14 protein-coding genes are annotated in these 20,626 nt (G+C 69.7%); 3 read left to right on the forward strand and 11 right to left on the reverse strand.

What is annotated here, in order from left to right:
* Window positions 1–29 precede the first annotated feature (29 nt).
* The 3 genes from ABT381_RS01290 (at window position 30) to ABT381_RS01300 (ending at window position 10,472) form a co-directional block, all read left to right on the forward strand.
* Complete coding sequence (locus ABT381_RS01290; protein ID WP_351586304.1) at window positions 30–3,251, forward strand: type I polyketide synthase; 3,222 nt, start codon at window positions 30–32, stop codon at window positions 3,249–3,251.
* Between the two features lie 79 nt (window positions 3,252–3,330).
* Window positions 3,331–9,954 carry a type I polyketide synthase gene (locus ABT381_RS01295; protein ID WP_502965694.1) on the forward strand — a complete coding sequence of 2,208 codons (6,624 nt, stop codon included), beginning with the start codon at window positions 3,331–3,333 and terminating at the stop codon, window positions 9,952–9,954.
* Between the two features lie 38 nt (window positions 9,955–9,992).
* The gene (locus ABT381_RS01300) at window positions 9,993–10,472 is read left to right on the forward strand and encodes a pyridoxamine 5'-phosphate oxidase family protein (RefSeq protein ID WP_351586308.1); all 480 of its coding nucleotides are present in this window, start codon (window positions 9,993–9,995) and stop codon (window positions 10,470–10,472) included.
* Window positions 10,473–10,514: 42 nt separating this feature from the next.
* Here the strand turns inward: ABT381_RS01300 and ABT381_RS01305 are convergent, their stop codons facing one another.
* The 11 genes from ABT381_RS01305 to ABT381_RS01355 form a co-directional block, all read right to left on the reverse strand.
* Window positions 10,515–11,837: an MFS transporter gene (locus tag ABT381_RS01305; protein ID WP_351586310.1), complete on the reverse strand. Its 1,323-nt coding sequence runs from the start codon at window positions 11,835–11,837 to the stop codon at window positions 10,515–10,517.
* Between the two features lie 113 nt (window positions 11,838–11,950).
* A complete protein-coding gene (gene ectA / locus ABT381_RS01310; protein ID WP_351586312.1) occupies window positions 11,951–12,547 on the reverse strand; it encodes a diaminobutyrate acetyltransferase in 597 nt (198 codons plus the stop codon).
* Between the two features lie 3 nt (window positions 12,548–12,550).
* Entirely contained in the window at window positions 12,551–12,955 is a 405-nt protein-coding gene (locus ABT381_RS01315) for an ectoine synthase (protein WP_351586314.1), read from the reverse strand.
* 76 nt (window positions 12,956–13,031) lie between these two features.
* Complete coding sequence (gene ectB / locus ABT381_RS01320; protein WP_351586316.1) at window positions 13,032–14,294, reverse strand: diaminobutyrate--2-oxoglutarate transaminase; 1,263 nt, start codon at window positions 14,292–14,294, stop codon at window positions 13,032–13,034.
* Window positions 14,291–14,554: a phosphopantetheine-binding protein gene (locus ABT381_RS01325; protein ID WP_351586318.1), complete on the reverse strand. Its 264-nt coding sequence runs from the start codon at window positions 14,552–14,554 to the stop codon at window positions 14,291–14,293. The genes ectB and ABT381_RS01325 overlap by 4 nt, the downstream gene beginning before the upstream one ends.
* Before the next feature lie 58 nt (window positions 14,555–14,612).
* A complete protein-coding gene (locus tag ABT381_RS01330) occupies window positions 14,613–16,160 on the reverse strand; it encodes a class I adenylate-forming enzyme family protein (RefSeq protein ID WP_351586320.1) in 1,548 nt (515 codons plus the stop codon).
* Window positions 16,160–17,143, reverse strand: a complete 984-nt coding sequence (locus tag ABT381_RS01335; protein ID WP_351586322.1) for a holo-ACP synthase — start codon at window positions 17,141–17,143, stop codon at window positions 16,160–16,162. Before ABT381_RS01335 ends, ABT381_RS01330 begins: the two co-directional genes overlap by 1 nt.
* Complete coding sequence (locus ABT381_RS01340; RefSeq protein ID WP_351586324.1) at window positions 17,140–18,441, reverse strand: type III PLP-dependent enzyme; 1,302 nt, start codon at window positions 18,439–18,441, stop codon at window positions 17,140–17,142. Before ABT381_RS01340 ends, ABT381_RS01335 begins: the two co-directional genes overlap by 4 nt.
* Window positions 18,442–18,525: 84 nt before the next feature.
* On the reverse strand, window positions 18,526–18,786 hold the full coding sequence (locus ABT381_RS01345) for a hypothetical protein (RefSeq protein WP_351586326.1): 261 nt from the start codon (window positions 18,784–18,786) through the stop codon (window positions 18,526–18,528).
* Between the two features lie 133 nt (window positions 18,787–18,919).
* Window positions 18,920–19,234 (reverse strand): hypothetical protein, encoded by a 315-nt coding sequence (locus ABT381_RS01350; protein WP_351586328.1) that lies wholly within the window; start codon window positions 19,232–19,234, stop codon window positions 18,920–18,922.
* Window positions 19,235–19,408: 174 nt separating this feature from the next.
* Window positions 19,409–20,326 (reverse strand): helix-turn-helix transcriptional regulator, encoded by a 918-nt coding sequence (locus ABT381_RS01355; protein ID WP_351586330.1) that lies wholly within the window; start codon window positions 20,324–20,326, stop codon window positions 19,409–19,411.
* Between the last annotated feature and the right edge of the window lie 300 nt (window positions 20,327–20,626).

Here is a 20,626-nt window from a genome sequence, read left to right on the forward strand (position 1 = left end):
ACCATACGAATTACGGGAGTTGACAGAACATGGCGGGCGAGGACAAGCTCCGCGACTATCTCAAGAAGGCCGTCGCCGAGGCCCGTGACGTGCGCAGGCAGCTGCGGGAGATCGAGGAAAAGCGGCGCGAGCCGATCGCGATCGTGGGCATGGCGTGCCGCTATCCCGGCGGTGTCGCGTCCCCCGACGACCTCTGGCGCTTGGTCGCCGACGGCACGGACGCGGTGTCCGGGTTCCCGGACAACCGCGGCTGGGACCTGGACGCGCTGTACGACCCGGACCCCGAGCGCACGGGAACCTCGTACGGGCGCGAAGGCGGCTTCCTGCACGATGCCGACCGGTTCGACCCCGCCTTTTTCGGCATGTCGCCGCGCGAGGCCACGGCGATCGATCCCCAGCAGCGGCTGCTCCTGGAGACCACCTGGGAGGCGTTCGAGCACGCCGGCATCGACCCCACAGGGCTGCGCGGCTCCCGCACCGGCGTGTTCACGGGGCTGATGTACAACGATTACGGCTCCCGCCCGCATCTGCCCCCGGAGGACTTCGAGGGCTACCTCTTCAGCGGCAGCGCGGGCAGCATCGCCGCCGGCCGGCTCTCGTACACGTACGGATTCGAGGGCCCGGCCGTCACGGTGGACACGGCGTGCTCCTCATCGTTGGTGGCCCTGCACCTGGCGGCGAACGCGCTGCGCAACGGCGAGTGCGATCTCGCCCTCGCCGGCGGTGTCACCGTCATGTCGACGCCGGTTGCCTTCGTCGAGTTCTCCCGGCTCAGAGGCCTGTCGCCCGACGGCCGCTGCAAGTCCTTCTCGGCCGACGCCGACGGTGTCGGCTGGTCGGAGGGGGCCGGTCTGCTTCTGGTGGAGCGGCTGTCGGACGCCCGGCGCAATGGGCACCGCGTGCTCGCGGTGGTGCGGGGCAGTGCGGTCAATCAGGACGGTGCGAGCAATGGTCTGACGGCGCCGAACGGTCCGTCGCAGGAGCGGGTGATCCGGCAGGCACTGGCCGCGGCGGGGCTGGAGCCGGGCGAGGTGGACGCGGTGGAGGCGCATGGCACCGGTACGCGTCTCGGTGACCCGATCGAGGCCCAGGCACTGCTGGCGACCTACGGCCAGGAACGTGAACAGCCGTTGCTGCTCGGGTCGTTGAAGTCCAACATCGGGCATTCGCAGGCGGCGGCCGGTGTGGGTGGTGTGATCAAGATGGTGCAGGCCATGCACCACGGCGTCCTGCCGAAGACCCTGTACGCGGACGTGCCATCGCCGCACGTGGACTGGACCGTGGGCGCCGTGGAACTGCTCACCGAGCAGGCCGCGTGGCCCGCCACCGATCGGCCTCGTCGCGCCGGTGTCTCCTCTTTCGGCTTCGGGGGCACCAACGCGCACGTGATCATCGAGGAAGCCCAGGCCGAGGCCCACGCCGTGGCCGAGGACGCCACTCCCGTGCCGGAGCCGTCGGCCGTCCCCGCGCTGCCCTGGATCCTGTCCGCGCGCACCCCGCAGGCGCTCACCGCGCAGGCCGGGCGGCTGCACGCGTTCACCGGACGCGACGACGCCCCGAGCCCGCTGGACGTCGCGTACTCGCTGGCCACCACCCGCGCCGCCTTCGAACACCGGGCCGTGGTCGTGAGCAACGGTGCCAACCAACTCCGCGCAGGGCTCGACCTGTTGGACCTTGTCGCCCGGTCGGACGGCGCTCTCGGCTTTGTGTTCTCGGGTCAGGGTGCGCAGCGGGCGGGGATGGGGCGTGAGCTTTATGCGTCCTATCCGGTGTTTGCCCGTGCTCTGGACGAGGTGTGCGAGGTCTTGGACCCGCTGCTCAGCCGGCCGTTGAAGGAGGTGTTGTTTGCGGCTGCGGGATCGTCCGAGGCGGGTTTGCTGGGGGAGACCGGATTTACTCAGCCGGCGTTGTTCGCGTTTGAGGTGGCATTGTTCCGGCTGGTGGGGTCCTGGGGTGTGGTGCCGGGGTTTGTGGCGGGGCATTCGGTGGGGGAGTTGGCCGCTGCTCATGTGGCGGGTGTGTTGAGCCTGGTGGATGCGACTCGTTTGGTGGTGGCGCGTGCGGGGCTGATGCAGGCGTTGCCGCGGGGCGGAGCGATGGTCGCGGTGGAGGCGACCGAGTCCGAGGTGGCCGCTGCGCTCACGGCGTACGAGGGCGTTGTGGGGATCGCTGCGGTCAACGGGCCGCGAGCAGTCGTGATTTCGGGCGCCGAGGCATCCGTTGCGGATGTCGTGAAGCGGTTCATCGGTGACGGTCGCAGGGTGCGGCGTCTTGAGGTGTCGCATGCGTTCCACTCCCCGTTGATGGACGGGATGCTGGAGGAGTTCCGTACGGTTGCCAAGGAGATTCGGTACGAGGTGCCGTCGATTCCCGTGGTGTCCACGGTGACCGGTCGTCTCGCCGCCGGAGACGATTTGCGGACGGCGGACTACTGGGTGAATCAAGTCCGCCAGGCCGTCCGCTACGCCGACGCCGTCACCACCCTGGAAGCCGAAGGCGTCACCACGCTCCTGGAGATCGGCCCCGGCGGTGTGCTCACCGCCCTCGCCGCCCAGGCCGTACGCGACCCCGACGCCCTGGTTGCCACGGCCGCGGTCCGCGACGGCAGGCCCGAGGCGGAAGCCCTGGTCGGAGCGGTCGGCACACTGTACGCGCGCGGGGTCCCCGTCGACTGGGAGGCCTTCTTCGCCGGCTCCGGTGCGCGCCGGGTGCCGCTGCCCACGTACGCCTTCCGGCGCAAGCGGTACTGGCTGGACCAGGTGACGCCCGGGAACGGAGCGGGCGAGCGGCGGGCCCCGGCGAGTGACGATCAAGAAGAGGACGCCGGCGAGCCGGTCTCCTTGGCCGACCGGCTCGCGGAACTCACCGAGGCGCAGCAGGAGCGGTATGTGCTCACCACCGTGACCACGTTGGTGGCGGCGGTGCTCAAGCACACCGACACCGGCGCCATAGCCCCCGACCGCCCCTTCCAGGAACTGGGCCTCGACTCGCTCACCGGCGTCGAACTGCGCAATCGCCTCGGTGCGGCCACGGGCCTCCGGCTGCCGGCCACGGTGGTCTTCGACCACCCGACCCCGGCCGCCCTCGCCGCCTTCGTACGGACCGAGGCCGCACCCCGGCCGGCCGACCCGGCCCGTTCGGGCGGGACGCCCGGCAGCGATGCCGACGAGGTGGCGGATCTGCTCGCGGCCGCGTCGGCGGAGGAGATCTTCGACTTCATCGACACCCAGCTCGGAAGGGCCGCGGACTGACGCCGCCGCAACCGTCTCGCCAGCCCCGTTCAGCATGGATGCAGTACCGAGGAGAGATTGATTCCGCATGTCCGCTGACATGTCCAATGACCACAAGCCGGACCGGACCGACGACCGCGCCGAAGGCCGGACCAAGGAACAGAAGCTGGTCGACTACCTGAAGTGGGTGACCACGGACCTGCGGAAGGCACGTGAGCGGATCACCGAACTCGAATCCGCCGCGGCCGAACCGGTCGCGATCGTCGGCATGGCGTGCCGCTTCCCCGGCGGTGTCGCGTCCCCCGAGGACCTGTGGCGTCTGGTCGCCGACGGCACCGACGCGATCAGCGCGTTCCCCGACGACCGCGGCTGGGATCTCGACGCCCTGTACAGCCCCGACGCGGACGAGCCCGGCACCTCGTACACCCGCGAGGGCGGCTTCCTGGACGGCGCGGCACTGTTCGACGCCGATTTCTTCGGCATCTCGCCGCGCGAGGCCCGGGCCATGGACCCGCAGCAGCGGGTCCTTCTGGAGACGGCGTGGGAGGCGCTGGAGGACGCGGGCATCGACCCGGCGTCGCTCAAGGGCACCCGTACGGGAGTGTTCGCGGGCATCGTGGAACAGAGCTATCTCGGGCTCGAAGGGCCCGAGGAGTTCGAGGGCTATCTGATGACCGGCAAACTCGGCAGCGTGGCCTCCGGCCGCATCGCCTACACCCTCGGCCTGGAGGGCCCGGCCCTCTCGGTAAACACCGCGTGCTCGTCCTCGCTCGTCGCCCTGCACCTGGCCGTCGACTCGGTACGCCGTGGGGAGTCCACCCTGGCCCTTGCGGGCGGTGCGACGGTCACCGCGACGCCGGGCGGGTTCGTCGATTTCTCCCGCCAGAAAGGGCTCGCGCCCGACGGCCGTATCAAGTCGTTCGCGGCTGCGGCCGACGGCACTGCCTGGTCGGAGGGCGTGGGCCTGCTGGTCGTGGAGCGGCTGTCGGACGCCCGGCGCAATGGGCACCGGGTGTTTGCGGTGGTGCGGGGCAGTGCGGTGAATCAGGACGGTGCGAGCAATGGTCTGACGGCGCCGAACGGTCCGTCGCAGGAGCGGGTGATCCGGCAGGCACTGTCCGCGGCGGGGCTGGAGCCGGGCGAGGTGGACGCGGTGGAGGCGCATGGCACCGGTACGCGTCTCGGTGACCCCATAGAAGCCCAGGCGCTGCTGGCGACCTACGGTCAGGATCGCGAACGCCCCTTGTTCCTCGGGTCGTTGAAGTCCAACCTCGGACACACGGTCGCCGCGGCGGGCGTCGGCGGTGTGATCAAGATGGTGCAGGCGATGCGGCACGGCGTGCTGCCCAGGACCCTGCACATCGACCGGCCCACTCCCATGGTCGACTGGGAGTCCGGGGCCGTGGAACTGCTCGCCGAGGCACGCCCCTGGCCGACGCGTGACGAGGGCCCCCGCCGCGCCGCCGTCTCCGCCTTCGGTGTCAGCGGCACCAACGCCCATGTGATCCTCGAAGCCCCCGAGGAACAGCCCGAGCCGGCCGCGCGGGAACCGGAGCACGCGCTCCCCGTCGTACCGTGGTTCCTCTCCGCTCGCGGCACGGAGGCCCTGCGTGCTCAGGCCGAGCGGCTGCACGACCACCTGGCCGCGCACCCCGAGCAGACCGCCGCGGACATCGCCTACTCCCTGGCCACCACGCGCACCCGGCACACCCACCGGACCGCGCTCGTCGGCGCCGACCGCACGGAACTCGCCGACGCGGTGCGGAAGGCATCCGACGATCCGGCGTCCGTGTCCCTCGTCACCACAGGCGGCTCCGCCACCGGCGCGCTCGGCTTTGTGTTCTCGGGTCAGGGTGCGCAGCGGGCGGGGATGGGGCGGGAGCTCTATGCGTCCTATCCGGTGTTTGCCCGTGCTCTGGACGAGGTCTGCGAGGTCTTGGATCCGCTGCTCGGCCGGCCGTTGAAGGAGGTGTTGTTTGCGGCTGCGGGATCGTCCGAGGCGGGTTTGCTGGGGGAGACGGGATTTACTCAGCCGGCGTTGTTCGCGTTTGAGGTGGCGTTGTTCCGGTTGGTGGGGTCCTGGGGTGTGGTGCCGGGGTTTGTGGCGGGGCATTCGGTGGGGGAGTTGGCCGCTGCTCATGTGGCGGGTGTGTTGAGTCTGGTGGATGCGGGTCGTTTGGTGGTGGCGCGTGCGGGGTTGATGCAGGCGTTGCCGCGGGGCGGGGCGATGGTCGCCGTGGAGGCGACCGAAGCGGAAGCGTTCGACGCGATCGGGGACCGTACGGACGAGATGAGCATCGCGGCGGTCAACGGGCCGCGTGCGGTGGTGGTTTCGGGTGACGGGGCCGCGGTGGCGGAGGTGGAGAAGCGGTTCACCGATGACGGTCGCAGGGTGCGGCGTCTTGAGGTCTCGCATGCGTTCCACTCCCCGTTGATGGACGGGATGCTGGAGGAGTTCCGTGCGGTCGCCAAGGAGATTCGGTACGAGGCGCCGTCGATCCCTGTGGTGTCCACCGTGACCGGTCGTCTCGCCGCAGGAGAGGATCTGCGGACGGCGGACTACTGGGTGAATCAAGTCCGCCAGGCCGTCCGCTACGCCGACGCCGTCACCACCCTGCACGAGCAAGGCGTCAGGACCCTCGCGGAGATCGGCCCCGACGGAGTGCTCACCGCCCTCGCCCAAGGCGTACTCGCCGACCGCCCGGACACCGCGGTCCAGGCGCTGCAACGCCGCGACCGGCCCGAGGCCCGCACCCTGGTGGACGGCCTCGGCAAGCTGCACAACCAGGGCGTACGCGTCGACTGGGAGGCGTTCTTCGCCGGCTCCGGCGCGCGCCGGGTGCCCCTGCCCACGTACGCCTTCCAGCACACGCGGTACTGGGTGGACGCGGGCGCGGAGCACAGGGACGCCGGCGGTCTCGGCCTCGACACCACCGATCACCCCCTCGTCGGCGCCGCTCTCCTCCTCGGGGACGGCGACGAGGCGATGTTCACCGCCCGCTTGTCGGCCCGTACCGCCGGTCTGTCGGCCGCCCACACCATCGCCGGTGAAACCGTCGTACCGAACACGGTCCTGACCGAACTCGCCATCCACGCGGGCGACGAGACCGGATGCACCGTCATCGACGAACTGACCGTCGACGAGCAGCTGGTGCTGCCCGCGACCGGTGCCCTTCAGCTTCACCTACGCGTCGGCGCGCCGGACGCGCTCGGGCACCGTCCCCTCTCCATTCACTCCCGTCCCGACGCCACCGGTGCCTCCTGGGTCCGCCATGCGCGCGGGCGTATGAGCGACGCGCCACTGGCGCCGCCGCCTCTTCGGCCGACAAGCGGCCGGCCGACAACCGGCCGCTCGGCATCCGACCGGCCGGAACAGTGGCCGCCCGCCGACGCCACACGCATCGGGGCCGACAACGTGTACGCACGTCTCGCGGCCGCGGGATCGGTGTACGGACCGGCGCTCCAGGGCCTGACCGAGGTGTGGCAGCGCGAGGACGAACTCTTCGCCGAGGTGCGCCTCGCCGACGAAGCAGCCCCGGACAGGAACGGGTACGGCATCCATCCGGCCTTGCTGGAGGCGGCCCTGCAGCCGCTGTACGCCACCGGTCTGCCCGGCACGCCGCTCACGGCCGCCCACTGGGACGGAGTACGACTCCACGCCACCGGTGCCGACACGCTGCGCGTCCACATCACCCCGGCCGGCACCGCGGACGCCGTGTCCCCCACCACCGACATCGCACGCGTCGACGCTCCTGGTGCAGGCACCTACAGAGTGCGACTCACCGACCCGACCGGACGGCCCGTCGCCGACATCGACGCCGTGACCGTCCGCCCCGTCGACGTGGCCGCGCTGCCGGCCGCGCGCTCCCGCTGTCATGACGCCCTCCACCACGTCGGCTGGTCCGCCCGGCGGATGCCCCCGGCCCCCGCCATGCACTGGGTCACGCTCGGCTCGGACGGCTACCCGGACGTGCCGTCCGTGGCCGCCGCCGTGGCCGCGGGGACGCGGATCGATGCCGTGCGTGTCCACCTCGCGAGCGGGCCGGGCGCCCCGGCGGACGCGGTCAGGGACACCGTCGGACGCGCCCTCGCCCTGGCGCAGCAGTGGCTGGCGGAGGACTCGCTGTCCGACGTACCGCTGGCCGTCGTGACCACCGGAGCCGTCGCCGCCGACGAGGGAGAGGACATCACCGACCCGGCCGCGGCCGCCGCCTGGGGACTGCTGCGGTCCGCGCAATCGGAGGCGCCCGGTCGGATCGTCCTGGTCGATACGGAAGCCGACGGCGTCGACACGGAAGCCGACGGCTCCGGCCTCGGCGACGTGCTGTCCGCAGTGGTCGCCTCGGGTGAGCCACAGGCGGCGGTGCGCGGCGCCGCCCCGGGCGTCCGGGTGCCGCGGCTGGTCCGCGAGCGCCGGGACGCATCCGGAACGGCACCGGCCTGGGACGCCGACGGCACGGTCCTGGTGACCGGCGGCACGGGCTCGTTGGGCGGCCTCTTCGCCCGGCACCTGGTGGCCTCGTACGGCGTGCGGCAGCTGCTCCTGGTCAGCAGGCGCGGCCCGGACGCCCCGGGCGCCGACGCGCTGCGTGCCGAGCTGTCGGCCCTGGGCGCGTCGGTGACCATCGCCGCATGCGATGTCTCCGACCGCACGGCCCTCGCCGCACTCCTCACCTCGATACCGGCGGCGCACCCGCTGCGGGCCGTCATCCACACCGCCGGTGTGCTCGACGACGGTGTCATCACCGCGCAGAACCCGCAGCGGCTCGACGCCGTGCTGCGCCCGAAGGCCGACGCGGCCTGGGCGCTGCACGAGCTGACGCGGGACGCCGACCTGACGGCATTCGTACTGTTCTCCTCCGTGGCCGCCGCCATCGGAGGTCCCGGACAGGCCAACTACGCGGCGGCCAACGCCCATCTGGACGCGCTGGCCCAGCATCGCGCCGCCCTGGGGCTGCCCGCCACGTCCATCGCCTGGGGCCTGTGGGCACAGTCGACGGGCCTGACCGGCGACCTGACCGAAACGGACCTCAAGCGGATCGCCCGCAGCGGATTCCTCCCGGTCGCTCAGGAGCAGGGCCCGGCCCTGTTCGACCTGGCCCTGCGCGGCGGCCGGGCGTACACAGTGGCCACCCCGCTCGACCTGTCCGCCGTACGGCAGCAGGCCACCGTCCCGGCGCTCTTGCGCGGACTGGTGAAGACCCCGGTGCGCGGCACGGCTCGCGGCACGGCCGATACGGGCCCCGCGCTCGCCGACCGGCTCGCGGGCCTGAGCGAGCAGGAGCAGCACGCCTTGGTCCTGGACGCCCTCATGGGGGAGGTCGCCCGGGTGCTCGGCCGCGGCGACGCCACCGGAATCGACCCCGGACGTCCGTTGCAACAGAGCGGCTTCGACTCGCTGACGTCGGTGGAGCTGCGTAACCGCATCGCCACGGTGAGCGGTCTGAGCCTGCCGGCGACCGTGGTCTTCGACCACCCGACTCCCCGGGACCTGGCCGCACACCTGCGGGCCGAACTCCTCTCCTCCGGCGGCGAGGACGCGGGCGTACCGGACACCACCGACCACGCAGCCGACATCAGGCTCGCCGCCGACATCCGCCCCGCCGCCCAGGTCGTACGCACCGTGGCCAACCCGGACGAGGTGCTGCTCACCGGAGCGAGCGGGTTCCTCGGCGCCTTCTTGCTGCGCGACCTGATGCGTACCACCACCGCCCGGATCCACTGCCTGGTACGGGGCGCGGACGAACAAACCGCCCGCGCGCGACTGCGCGAAAGCCTTGAGTGGTACCGCGTCTGGGAAGCGATGGACGAGAGCAGGCTCCACGTGGTCGTCGGCGATCTCGCCGAGGAGCGCCTGGGCCTGACCGAGGAGACCTTCGACACGCTCTCCCGCACGGTCGACGTGGTCTACCACGCGGGCGCCACCGTCCACTGGCTGCACCCGTACCGGGCGCTGCGCCCGGCGAACGTGTCCGGCACGGAGGAGATCCTGCGGCTCGCGGCCCGCCACCGCACGGTTCCGGTGCACTACGTCTCGACGGTGGGCGTGTTCAACGGCCCGGTCACGCCTGGCGTCCCGCTCCAGGTGACCGATCCGACCGGGCCCGCCGACGCGCTGCCCAGCGGCTATCTCCAGAGCAAGTGGGTCGCCGAACAGGTCATCGGCATCGCCCGCGACCGGGGCCTGCCCGTGTCCGTGTACCGGGTCGACGTGGTATCCGGTGATCAGCACAACGGAGCCTGCCAGACGCGCGACTTCGTCTGGCTCACCCTCAAGGGCCTCCTGCAGGCGGGTGCGGTACCGGCCGGTGCCGAGGGCCGTTTCCACCTTCTGCCGGTCGACTACGTCAGCGCCGCGATCCTGGCCGTCTCCACCCGGGAGGAAGCCGCCGGCAACACCTTCCACCTGTTCAACCGCAGCTCGCTCAGCCTGACGGACTGTGTGACGTACCTACGCGAACTGGGCTACCAGCTCGACGAGTTGGACCGTCCTCTGTGGAGCGCGGCGGTACACGCCGACCGGGACAACGCCCTGCTCCCGCTTCTCCACGCCTTCGAGATGATGACCTCGGACACCGACGCCTTCTATCCGCCCATCGACACCGCCGAAACCGACGCGGCTCTCGCCGGCACGGGAATCGAGTGTCCGCCACTGACCCGCGAACTCCTCGCCACCTACGTCGACTTCTTCGTCCACGAGGGCCACTTCCCGCCCGTGCGTTGATCTTTCACCGATCCCCCTATGAATCCCGAGGTGCCGCGATGGGCGCTGCAAAGGTCCGTTCGTTCTCCGAGCTCGAAGCCACCTTCATGGAATACATCCAGGACATCGTCTACTGCACGATGACCACCGTGGACCACAAGGCCCGGCCCCGGGCCCGCGTCGTGCAGCCCATCTGGGAAGTGGCGGACGGAGTCCCCATCGGCTGGCTGGCGACGTACCGTACCCCGGTCAAGATCGCCCACCTGGCGAACAACCCGCACACGACGTACTCGTACTGGAACCCCCGGCAGAACGCCGTCTTCGTCGACAGCGTCTCCGCCTGGGTGTCCGACCAGGGGACCAAGGCGCGCGTCTGGGACCTCTACCGGCAGAACAGCCCGGCAGGCGTCGGATACGACCCACACACCTTCTGGCCCCAGGGCCCGACCGCCCCCCAGTACCACCTACTGCGCATCACCCCTTGGCGCATACAGGTGCTGCGCGGCGCGGACCTGAGCAGCCGCATCTGGACGGACTGACCCCGGCCCTGAGCCGGTACCGCCAGTTCTGGTGGTACCGGCTCAGGCGGCCGGCCGCCTGACGGTCAGGGGCCGCCTGACGGTCAAGGAGATGAGAGCGGCCATGGCGCACAGCACGCCCACGGCGACCCACACCATGTCGTACGAGCCGAACGCGTCACGCGCCACGCCGCCGAGGAAGGCGATGAGGGCCGCGCCCACCTGGTGGGCGGCGTTGACCCAGCCGAAAACAATGGCGCTGTCCTCGTCGTAGAAGTCGCGGCAGAGGGCGAGGACCGGGGGGACCGTGGCCAGGTCCAGCAGGCCGAAGAGGACGACGAAGAACATCATCGCCGGCTGGACGGTGGCCGACATCATCATGGGCAGGAAGCAGAGCAGGACACCGCGCAGCGCGAAGTAGGCGGCCAGCAGGCGCCGGGCGTCGTAGCGGTCGGTCAGCCAGCCGGAGGCGACGGTGCCACCGACGTTGAAGACGCCGATGGCCGCGAGGAGGGAGGCCGCGACGGTCGCCTGCATGCCGTGGTCGTGCGCGGCGGGGGTGAAGTGCGTCCACATGATGCCGTTGGTCGAGGCGCCGCAGATCGCGAAGGCGGAGGCGAGCAGCCAGAACGGGGTGGTCTTGGCGGCGTCGCGGAGGACGACGATCGCACGACGGGCGGCACCGGGGACCGGTGCGGGCTTCGGGGTGAACTCCTCGGCGCCGTACGCCTTCAGGTTCACGTCCGCCGGGTGGTCGCGCAGGAGCAGCCAGACCAGCGGGCCGACGACCAGGGCGCCGAGTGCGAGGGAGACGTTGGCCGGCCGCCAGTGGTAGGTGTCGATGACCCAGGCGAGCAGCGGCAGGAAAATCATCTGGCCGAAGACGCTGGTCGAGGCGAGGACGCCGGTGACCAGGCCGCGCCGCTTCACGAACCATCGGTTGGTGACCGTCGCCGCGAAGGCCATCGCCATGGAGCCGGTGCCCAGGCCCACGAGGAGACCCCAGAAGAGGGTGAGTTGCCAGGCGGCGGTCATGACCGTGGTCGCCAGCGCGCCCACCGCGATGACCGTCAGCGCGCAGGCCACGACGCGGCGGATGCCGAAGCGGTCCATCAGGGCGGCGGCGAACGGTGCGGTGAGCCCGTACAGCACCATGTTCACCGAGGCGGCGAAGCCGATCGAGCCGCGGGACCAGTCGAATTCCTTGTGCAGCGGCTCGACCAGGAGGCCCGGCATCGTGGAGAACGCGCCCGCGACGATGATGGTGAGGCCGGCTACCGCCGCGACCCACCAGGCCCGGTGAACGCGGGGCGCTTCACGGGCAGTCGGGGAAGTTTCGGAGCTCTGCGTCTGTGTCTGCGTTTGCGTCGTCTGCGTCTGCGTCATGGAGGCAATCCTGTGGAGGGTGATGGCTCGGGTGCGTGTGCGGTACGGCTGCGGACCGTACCGCACACGCACCCAGGTCAGCCGAGGAGGGGCAGGTCAGCGCCGTGTCGGGGTCAGTCGGCCGACAAGGGGCCGATGCGGTAGAGGACTTCGTCGTGGTGGGCGTCGTCCGGGCCGTCCGCAGCGCTCGGCAGCAGGTTGCTGGGAAAGAGCACGCTCGTCTCGACCTCGGCGGCGTACTTCTTGGCGATCTTCTTCAGGACCATGATGATCGCCTTGTTCTCGGCGGACACCGTGGCTTCGACGAACCGGGCGCCCTTGGCCACTTGCTCGACGACGACCTGCTCGAAGATCTTCACGCCGAGGAAGGGGATGCCGTGGCGCGGGGTGACAGCGGTCTGCCAGGCGAAGTACGTGTCCGGCTCGTCGGGCCGTCGATAGCCGGTGAGGAATCCGACGATCTCGTCGTCCACGGTGGCGACCAGGGAGCAGTCGGCGAAGTCGCGGAACCAAAGCGTGTAGTAATAGGGGCTGTTGGAGTCGAGTCCCGGAGTGTTCTCGACCAGCTCCCATACGGCCGGCCCGTCCTCGATCCGCGGGCGGCGGAAGACGGCCTGCTTCTTGGCGGCCGGGGCGGTCGGGGCGGCGGGGTCGGTGTGCGGGGCGGCGGTGCGCTCGGTGTCGATGCGCTCGGGTGCGGTGAGAGTCATGGTTCAGGCCGCCTCGTCCTCGGTCAGGAGCGGGTACACACCGTTCTCGTCGTGGTCCTCGCGGCCGGTGACCGGCGGGTTGAAGACGCAGACGAAGCGGGAGTCGGACTTGGCGCGCAGGGTGTGCCGCTCGTGTCCGTTGAGGAGGTACATCACGCCCGGCGTGATCCAGTGCTTCTCACCGGTCTCGTCGTTGGTCAGCTCCGTCTCGCCCTCGACGCAGAGCACGGCCTCGATGTGGTTGGCGTAGTGCATCGACGTGGTGGTGCCGGCGTAGACGGTGGTCTCGTGCAGCGAGAAACCGACCTTCTCCTTGGCGAGTACGATGCGCTTGCTCTCCCAGGTGCCCTTCTTGCCCTTGACGTGGCGGTCGGTGTTCTCGATTTCCTCGAAGGAGCGAACGATCATGGTGCGTTGATGCCTTTCTCTGTGCCTGTACTTCGGTGTTCGTGGTGTGCGTTGTGTGTACGTGTGCGGTGCCGGGTCAGGCCGTTTCGCGGACGGCCCGTTCGAGGGTGCGCAGCCCCTCGTCCAGCTCGTCCGGCGAGATGGTCAGCGCCGGCAGGAGCTTGACCACCTGGCTCTCCGCGCCGGAGGTTTCGATGAGCAGGCCGAGGTCGAAGGCGCGGCGTGCGATGCGCGTCGCGCGGCCCTTGTCGGCGAACTCCAGACCCCAGACCATCCCGCGGCCGCGATAGCCCGAGCCGCTGTTGCGGGTGGAGATGTCCCGCAGCGCCGACTCGATCTCCTCGCCGTGCACGGAGGTCTGCTTCTCCAGGAGGCTGTCGGTCCAGTACGTGTCCAGGGTGGCGGCGGCGGTGACGAAGGCGGGGTTGTTGCCGCGGAAGGTGCCGTTGTGCTCGCCCGGCTCCCAGACGTCCAGCTCGGGCTTGAAGAGCGTGAGCGCGAGCGGCAGGCCGTAGCCGCTGATGGACTTGGAGACCGTGACGATGTCCGGCACGATGCCCGCCTCCTCGAAGGAGAAGAAGGCACCGGTGCGGCCACAACCCATCTGGATGTCGTCGACGATCAGCAGCATGTCACGGCGCTTGCACAGATCCGCGAGGGCGCGCAGCCATTCGGCGCGGGCGACGTTGATGCCGCCCTCGCCCTGGACCGTCTCGACGATCACGGCCGCCGGGGCGTTGAGACCCGATCCCCGGTCCTCCAGCAGCCGCTCGAACCAGACGAAGTCCGCCAGCTGCCCGTCGAGGTAGCCGTCGAAGGGCATCGGGGTGCCGTGCACGAGCGGGATGCCGGCGCCGGCCCGCTTGAAGGCGTTGCCGGTGACGGCGAGCGAGCCGAGCGACATGCCGTGGAAGGCGTTGGTGAAGGACACGATCGACTCGCGGCCCTTGACCTTGCGGGCCAGCTTCAGCGCGGCCTCGACCGCGTTGGTGCCCGTCGGGCCCGGGAACATGACCTTGTAGGGCAGGTCGCGCGGCCGCAGGATGACGTTCTGGAAGGACTCCAGGAAGGCCCGCTTGGCCGTGGTGGACATGTCCAGGCCGTGGGTGACGCCGTCCCGCTCGATGTAGTCGATCAGCGCGCGTTTCAGGACCGGGTTGTTGTGGCCGTAGTTCAGCGACCCGGCGCCGGCGAAGAAGTCGAGGTAGGCGTGGCCGTCCTCGTCGTACATGCGGCTGCCCTGCGCCCGGTCGAAGACGGTGGGCCAGCTGCGGCAGTAGCTCCGCACCTCGGACTCGACGGTTTCGAAGACGCTCAGATCCGGCTGGGTGATGGTCATACCGCGGCCTCGGCGAGCCGCGTGGAGAGGACGAAGTCGGTGAAGGTATCCACGGAGACGAAGTCGTCCGCGTCCAGGTCCTCCGGATCGACGACCAGCCCGATGGAGTCCTCGAGCGACATCAGCATCTCGAGCATGGTGGTCGAGTCCAGGTGCAGGTCGTCGAAGAGCTTCACGTCGCCCTTCAGCCCGGTGACGGGGCGCTCCAGCACCTCGGTCAGGGCCTGCTCAAGGGCGGTGATGACGTTCTGGCGGTCCATGAGATGTCCTTAGGGATAGGGATTTTGACGGCGTGTTGAGTACTTCGTTGAATGCTGGTCAGAGAGCAGGGCGCCACTGGAGGACATCGGTGAGCGTCCCCGTGGAGGCTTGTTCGACCAGCTCGGCGAGCTTCTTCCGGTCGACCTTGCCGTTGCCGTTCGTGGGCAGGGCGTCGAGCCGTACGCAACGCCGCGGGATCTTGAAGGGTTCGATCTGTTCACGCATGTGCTCGCGCACTTCGTCGGCCGTGATGTCGGCGACCACCGCGAGCAGTGCGGACTTCTTGCCCTGCGGAGGCAGCACGGCCGCCGACGTCACGCCCTCGACACGGGTCGCGGCGGCCTCGACCTCGGTGGCGCTGAGCCGGAAGCCCCGCTCCTTGTAGAGGTCGTCCCGGCGGCCGGCGAAGTACAGGTAGCCCTGGTCGTCCTGCCAGCCGTAGTCGCCCGTGCGCAGCTCGGGGAAGAGCCCCTCGGCGCGCGGGAAGCGCTCGGCGTTCAGTTCGGGGCGGCGCCAGTAACCGGCCATCACATTCGGGCCGCGTACGACGAACTGGCCGATCTCGCCCGGAGGCAGCCGCTTCCCGTCGTCGTCGATCACGAAGACCTCGGTGCCGGGCAGCGGCAGACCGCACGAACCCGGGTGTTCCAGGTCGCCGTCCGGAGGCATGATCGCGGTCCGCTTGCACTCGGTGAGGCCGTACATGACCTGGATGCGCAAGTTGGGCAGGGCCTCACGCAGGCTCTTCATGGTGCTGTCGTTCAGCGCGGCACCCGTGTTGGTGAGCAGGCGCAGCTTGCTCAGCTTGCCGGGACTGCGGCGGACCAGCCAGGCCAGCCGGTCGGAGACCGAGGGGACACCGGGCAGGACCGTCGCGCCGGCCGCCTCAAGGCTGCGGAGGAGCGGTGGGCCGACTTCGGCGACCGTGCCCAGGTGCAGATGGGCACCGCTGAGAGCGGCGAGGTACACCTGGTAGAGGCCGTAGTCGAAGGAGAGCGGCAGCGGGCAGTAAACGACATCATCGCTGCGGTAGTTGAGGCAGGCATGGATCGCCGAGGCCGCGAAGACCACCTGCTCATGGGTGCTGACCACGGCCTTGGGCAGTGCCGTCGTCCCGGAGGTGTAGATCAGGCTGATCGGGTCGACGGCGAGGGTGCCGGGCCGCTGCGGCAGCGGGGCGGCGTCCGTACGGGCATCGAGCGCGGGCCGCAGGACATCCTCCAGCAGCAGCGACCTCACGCCGTGGGCCGTGGCGGTGCCGAGGGCGTCCGGGTCGTCGGAGACCAGGAGCGCGGGTTCGCAGTCCGTGAGCACGTGCTCCAGCGGACCGCCGCGTACCTGCTCGTGCAGGATGCTGTAGACGGCTCCGAGGCGCGATGCCGCGTACACCAGGACCGTGATGCCGACACCGTCGGAAGCGGTCACGACCATACGGTCGCCTCGGCTCAGCCCTTCCCGGTGGAGGCGGCCGGCCAGCCGGACGCTCGCCTCGGCCAGCTCTCCGTAGGTGAGGTTGACGCCCTGGCTCGTCAGAGCGGGGGAGTCCGGGCCGCGCTCGGCGGCCTGGTCGAGCAGGTCGTGCAGGAGGTGGGGGGTGGGGGCCATCACGACTCCTTGAGGGCGGCGGCCTTGGCCGGCAGGGCGGCCGACTCGGCCGGGATCTTGGCGGTCTTGGCGTCCTTGGCGGTCTTCTTGCCGTTCTTCTTGGGCGGCGGGACCACCGTCGTGGCGGTGGCCGTGCACAGGAGCTGCGGTTCGTCGAGGACGTCGGCGGCGCTGGGGCCCGAGTCGGGGCGGGCCGCGATGACCTTGTACGCCTGCAGCTCGACCACCCTGCGCAGCCTGGTCCTCCGGACGAGCCGCCCGCTGGCCTCGACGTAGTCGCCCGGCGCCACCGGAGCGGTGAAGCGGATGCCGGAATACTCCGAGAGCAGTCCCTCGTCGCCGTCCGTACGTACGGTGATCTCGGTGACGAGGTCTCCGAAGAGCCGGAGGATGCGGGCGCCGTCGACCAGGCCGCCGCCGTAGTGGGCCTCTTCCTGACCGATGCGTACGCGCAGGAAGGCCGTGATCTCGGGTTCCTCGCCGTTGTCCGCCGGGGACATGATGACGAGCTCCTTTCTGTCGGTGCTGAGCGCCGGAGTGGTGACGGGGCCGGCGGTGGTTACGTGGTCTGCGGTGGTTACGGGGTCTGCGTCCATGGCGGAGGGCATGCTGATCGCAACCGCCGCCACGACGTTCTGCTTGTGGGTGATGGACAGCGCGATCTCCGACGTCGCCAGCTTGGCGGCGCGTCCGCGGAGCCGGACGACCGGTGCTCCGTCGTCGTCGCGGTCCACATAGATCTCGCGGGGGGCGACGCCCTGGAGCATGCCGGTGCCGAGGACCTTGAGAATGGCTTCCTTGGCGGCGAATCTGCCGGCCAGGAACTCCAGGCGGCGTTCCGCTCCCATCGCCTCGGCGCGGGCGGTCTCTTCGGGGGCGTAGCTGAAGCGCAGGAACCAAGGCCTGGTGAGCAGCCGACTGAGCTCGCCGTGTTCCAGTACGTCGAGCCCGATTCTGGCCGCGTGGTGTGCGGTGCGACTCAAGGCGATTCGTCTGATCCGTGAGACGCGCCGAAGTCGATGAGGTGCTGCTTGGACAGCAGGTCCTCGGTGGTGTCGCGCTCCCGTACGAGGCGGGCGCGGCCGCGGTGGACCATGACCTCGGCCGGATAGCCGTGGCTGAGGAAGAGGCCGGGAGACGCGGTCGGTCCGTACGCTCCGGAGCGCTCGACGCCCAGCAGGTCGCCCGGCTTCACCTCGGGCAGCTCGACCTTCTTGGCCACGACGTCATTGGGGGTGCACAGCGGGCCGGTCAGGGAGTAGCGGCGGGCGGGCGGGTCGGTGGGTCGGTTGAGGTGGCGCACGGGGAAGTTGCGCTTGACGAAGCTGCCGACGCCGACGGCCGCCATGTGGTGATTGGTGCCGCCGTCCGCGACGACGAACGCCTCGCCCATGGACTCCTTCACGTACCGGGCGCGTACGACATAGGTGCCGGCCATGGCGGTGAGGTAACGGCCGAGCTCCATGATCAGGCGGCATTTCGGGTTGCGTTCGGCGAAGGGCGCGACCGCTTCGCGCATCCCCTCGCCCAAGGCGCCGATATCGAGGTCCGTCTCGTTGTCGAAGTAGGCGACTCCGAGGCCGCCGCCGAAGTCCACGGTCTCCAGCGGGAATCCGAGCTGTCCTGCCAAGTCCTCGGCGGTCGCCAGAATCTGGCGAGTGTTGTGGACGACGTCCTCGTGATGGAGGAAGCGCGTGCCCATGTAAGCGTGCACGCCCTTCACACGTACGTGCCGAAGTTCCGCCAAGGCACTCTTGGACCGCCTGAGTTCCGCCTCATCGATGCCGAACTGGCGTGGCTTGCCGCCCATCGCGAGCCCGGAACCCTTGGTGCCGAAGGCGGGGTTGACCCGGAGCAGCACAGGGCATTCGCCGCCTCCGCGCTCCGCCATCAGCGCGTCCAGCTGCCGGAGTTCGTCGAGCGATTCGACGACCACCGCATGAATCCCGGCGTCCAGGCAGGCCGTGAGCTCCCGCAGATCCTTGCCGGGGCCGAGGAAGATGATGTCCTCGGCTGCGGCGCCCGCTTTCAGCGCGGTGGTGAGTTCGACGTACGAGGAGACCTCGGCGCCGGCGCCCTGGGAGTTGAGGAACCCGCAGACGCTGATGTTCGGATTGGCCTTCAAGGAGAAGAAGATGTCGACCGGATCGGGGAGCTGGCCGCGCAGTTCGCAGTAGGTCTGCTCCAGGACATCGGCGTCGTAGACGAACAGGGGGGTACCGAACTCTTCGGCGAGGGCAGAGACCGAGTTGCCCTGGATCCGGACTTCCTCAGCACTCATGCTGCGTCCTTTCTGGCGGTTCTTGCTGATGCGCCGGAGTGTCCGGCAGAGGCGGTCGGGGCGAGCGAGCGTGACTCGCGGGGCTTACTGCCAGCCGGGCTCCGCACTGGCGGCAACGAGCTGCCAGCCCGGCTCGTCCGCAGCGCCGGCGGCGAACTGCCAACCGGGCTCGTCCGAGGACTGAGAGGCGAACTGCCAACCGGGCTCGTCCGAGGACTGAGAGGTGAGCTGCGTGGAATTCTTCTGCTCGACCGGAGCGTCGTTCTGCGCGGAATTCTGAATGGCGAATCCAAGAGCGGCGACAAAGACACCGGCGGCCACATTGTGAAGAATTCGCTTGCTCATCTCTACTGCCCTTTCTCCGGGGGGTTCGTTTTCGTTCTGAGAAAGAGCTTGCCGTCGCCCGGAAGCCTGCGGAAGAGGAAACAAGTGGACCGAAGTGGCCTTGGCCCATTCAGGCCCGGAACCGGACCCCGAGCTAGCTGTCCACGCCCGGCCACAGCATGTGGGGCATCAGCAGCGGAACCTCGGCACGCCTCAGTTCCCAGTCGGACAGCGCGGGTTGAGCCTCGACCGCGCGCCGCCAGACCCGCTCGGCCGCCGCTTCCGCCGCGTCGAGGCCGGTGGCGCGCAGATAGAACCCGATGACCGGAAGCGGCCGGGCGTCGGAATGCACAACGACGTGCTCAAGGGCATCTTCGCCGGTGGCGCAGGCGGCGATGATGCGGCCTGTGTCCGGGGGCAACGTATTCCCGGGTGGCTGCGGTTCAAGTGCGAGGTGAACGAGATACATACGCCGAGGGTGAGGCCTCCGGCACACTGTCACTACAGGTGACCGCAGGCCGTTTTATGCCGCGTCCTGAACCGGCCAGAGAACGACCGCGGAAACGCCCCCGGGAAAGACCGCGGCCCGGCTGCCTCCGGGTTTCCGGTGACAGTCGGGCCGCAGGTCCGCTCGCCGCCCTGTTCAGTCCGAGACGAGCCCCAGCTGGGCGGCGCGCACGCCGGCCTGGAAGCGGCTGCGTGCGTCGAGATGGTTCATGAGGGCGGTGGAGATACGCCGGGCCGTACGGGCCGAGACGCCGAGCCGCTTGGCGATTGTCTCGTCGGTATAGCCCAGCGCGAGCATCCTCAGTGTCTCCAGCTGCTGAGTGGTCAGCTCCTCATCCTCCGACGGTTCGGAAGAGGAGCCCAGCGGCTCGGCGTTGCTCCAGGTGGTCTCGAACAGTGAGCACAGAGTGGTGAGGATGCCCGGTGCCCGCAGGACGGTGGCGCCCACCGCCGTGTCGTCGCTGTTCGTCGCGATGATGGCGATACGGCGGTCCGCGATGATCATCCGGTTGGGCAGGGTGGGTACGGTGCGTACCTGTGCGCCGACGGAGGTGAGCCAGTCGGCATGGGCGACGGTGGCGGGATCGTTGCGGATGCTGTCGAGGTAGAGCGTCCGCATCTTGACGCCCCGGTCGATCAACTGCTCCGTGAGCGGCCGAGAGTTGCGCATATTGGCTGCCGTCTGCGCACCCCCTGGGGCAAAGCCCAGCATCTCCTCCTCGACCTCTCGGTTCATCGCGGACAGATGGTCCCGGATGGCGTCGATGCCTTCGAGATGCTCCACGTCGGCCCCGGACCCACCGGATTCCCGTTCGGTGAACTCCGAGATGAGCCTGACGGCCGCGGCCCTGCTCTCCTCCACGCGCTGCTGCTGGGCCGCGAGTTCGGCCTGCTGCTGGGCGAGCAGGATCTCCATGCCCAGGTGCGGACTGACGGCGTGCATGTGCTGCGGGTCGTCGGCCGAGGGGCGTATCAGCGCCATCTCGCTCAACTGGTCCAGCGCCGTGCGTACCTGTTGGTCGGTGAGGCCCAGCCGGGTACAGAGTTCCGCCACTCCGTCGTTGGGGTGGGACAGCATCCCTCGGTAAACAGATTCAGTGATGGCGTTCATTCCCAGAACGTCAAGCATGAGTTTTTCCATCTCCGTTGGGCGTTTTGTGCGGGCGCGACGGCACATTCGTGGCAACGGGGGGCGGATCCCCGGAGATGTGTACCAGCCGGTCCCTACCGACGGCGGGCGCGGCGCACCAATCGCATGCGAGGTCTCCTCGGTCTTTAATGCCTCAAGCACGCGCCCCCCTTGTCTCATTATGCGAGATAATCCAGCATCGCATGAGTGACGCTCGATATCCGC

This window comes from Streptomyces sp. NPDC000151, from assembly GCF_040301705.1.
In the GTDB taxonomy this organism is placed as follows: Bacteria; Actinomycetota; Actinomycetes; order Streptomycetales; family Streptomycetaceae; genus Streptomyces.

Coding starts and splice junctions, on each gene's coding strand:
- ABT381_RS01305 (WP_351586310.1), bottom strand. CDS start 11,837: ATGACGCAGACGCAGACGACGCAAACGCAGACACAGACGCAGAGCTCC.
- ectA (WP_351586312.1), bottom strand. CDS start 12,547: ATGACTCTCACCGCACCCGAGCGCATCGACACCGAGCGCACCGCCGCC.
- ABT381_RS01330 (WP_351586320.1), bottom strand. CDS start 16,160: ATGGCCCCCACCCCCCACCTCCTGCACGACCTGCTCGACCAGGCCGCC.
- ABT381_RS01295 (WP_502965694.1), top strand. CDS start 3,331: ATGTCCAATGACCACAAGCCGGACCGGACCGACGACCGCGCCGAAGGC.
- ectB (WP_351586316.1), bottom strand. CDS start 14,294: ATGACCATCACCCAGCCGGATCTGAGCGTCTTCGAAACCGTCGAGTCC.
- ABT381_RS01345 (WP_351586326.1), bottom strand. CDS start 18,786: ATGAGCAAGCGAATTCTTCACAATGTGGCCGCCGGTGTCTTTGTCGCC.
- ABT381_RS01315 (WP_351586314.1), bottom strand. CDS start 12,955: ATGATCGTTCGCTCCTTCGAGGAAATCGAGAACACCGACCGCCACGTC.
- ABT381_RS01340 (WP_351586324.1), bottom strand. CDS start 18,441: ATGAGTGCTGAGGAAGTCCGGATCCAGGGCAACTCGGTCTCTGCCCTC.
- ABT381_RS01325 (WP_351586318.1), bottom strand. CDS start 14,554: ATGGACCGCCAGAACGTCATCACCGCCCTTGAGCAGGCCCTGACCGAG.
- ABT381_RS01350 (WP_351586328.1), bottom strand. CDS start 19,234: ATGTATCTCGTTCACCTCGCACTTGAACCGCAGCCACCCGGGAATACG.
- ABT381_RS01290 (WP_351586304.1), top strand. CDS start 30: ATGGCGGGCGAGGACAAGCTCCGCGACTATCTCAAGAAGGCCGTCGCC.
- ABT381_RS01300 (WP_351586308.1), top strand. CDS start 9,993: ATGGGCGCTGCAAAGGTCCGTTCGTTCTCCGAGCTCGAAGCCACCTTC.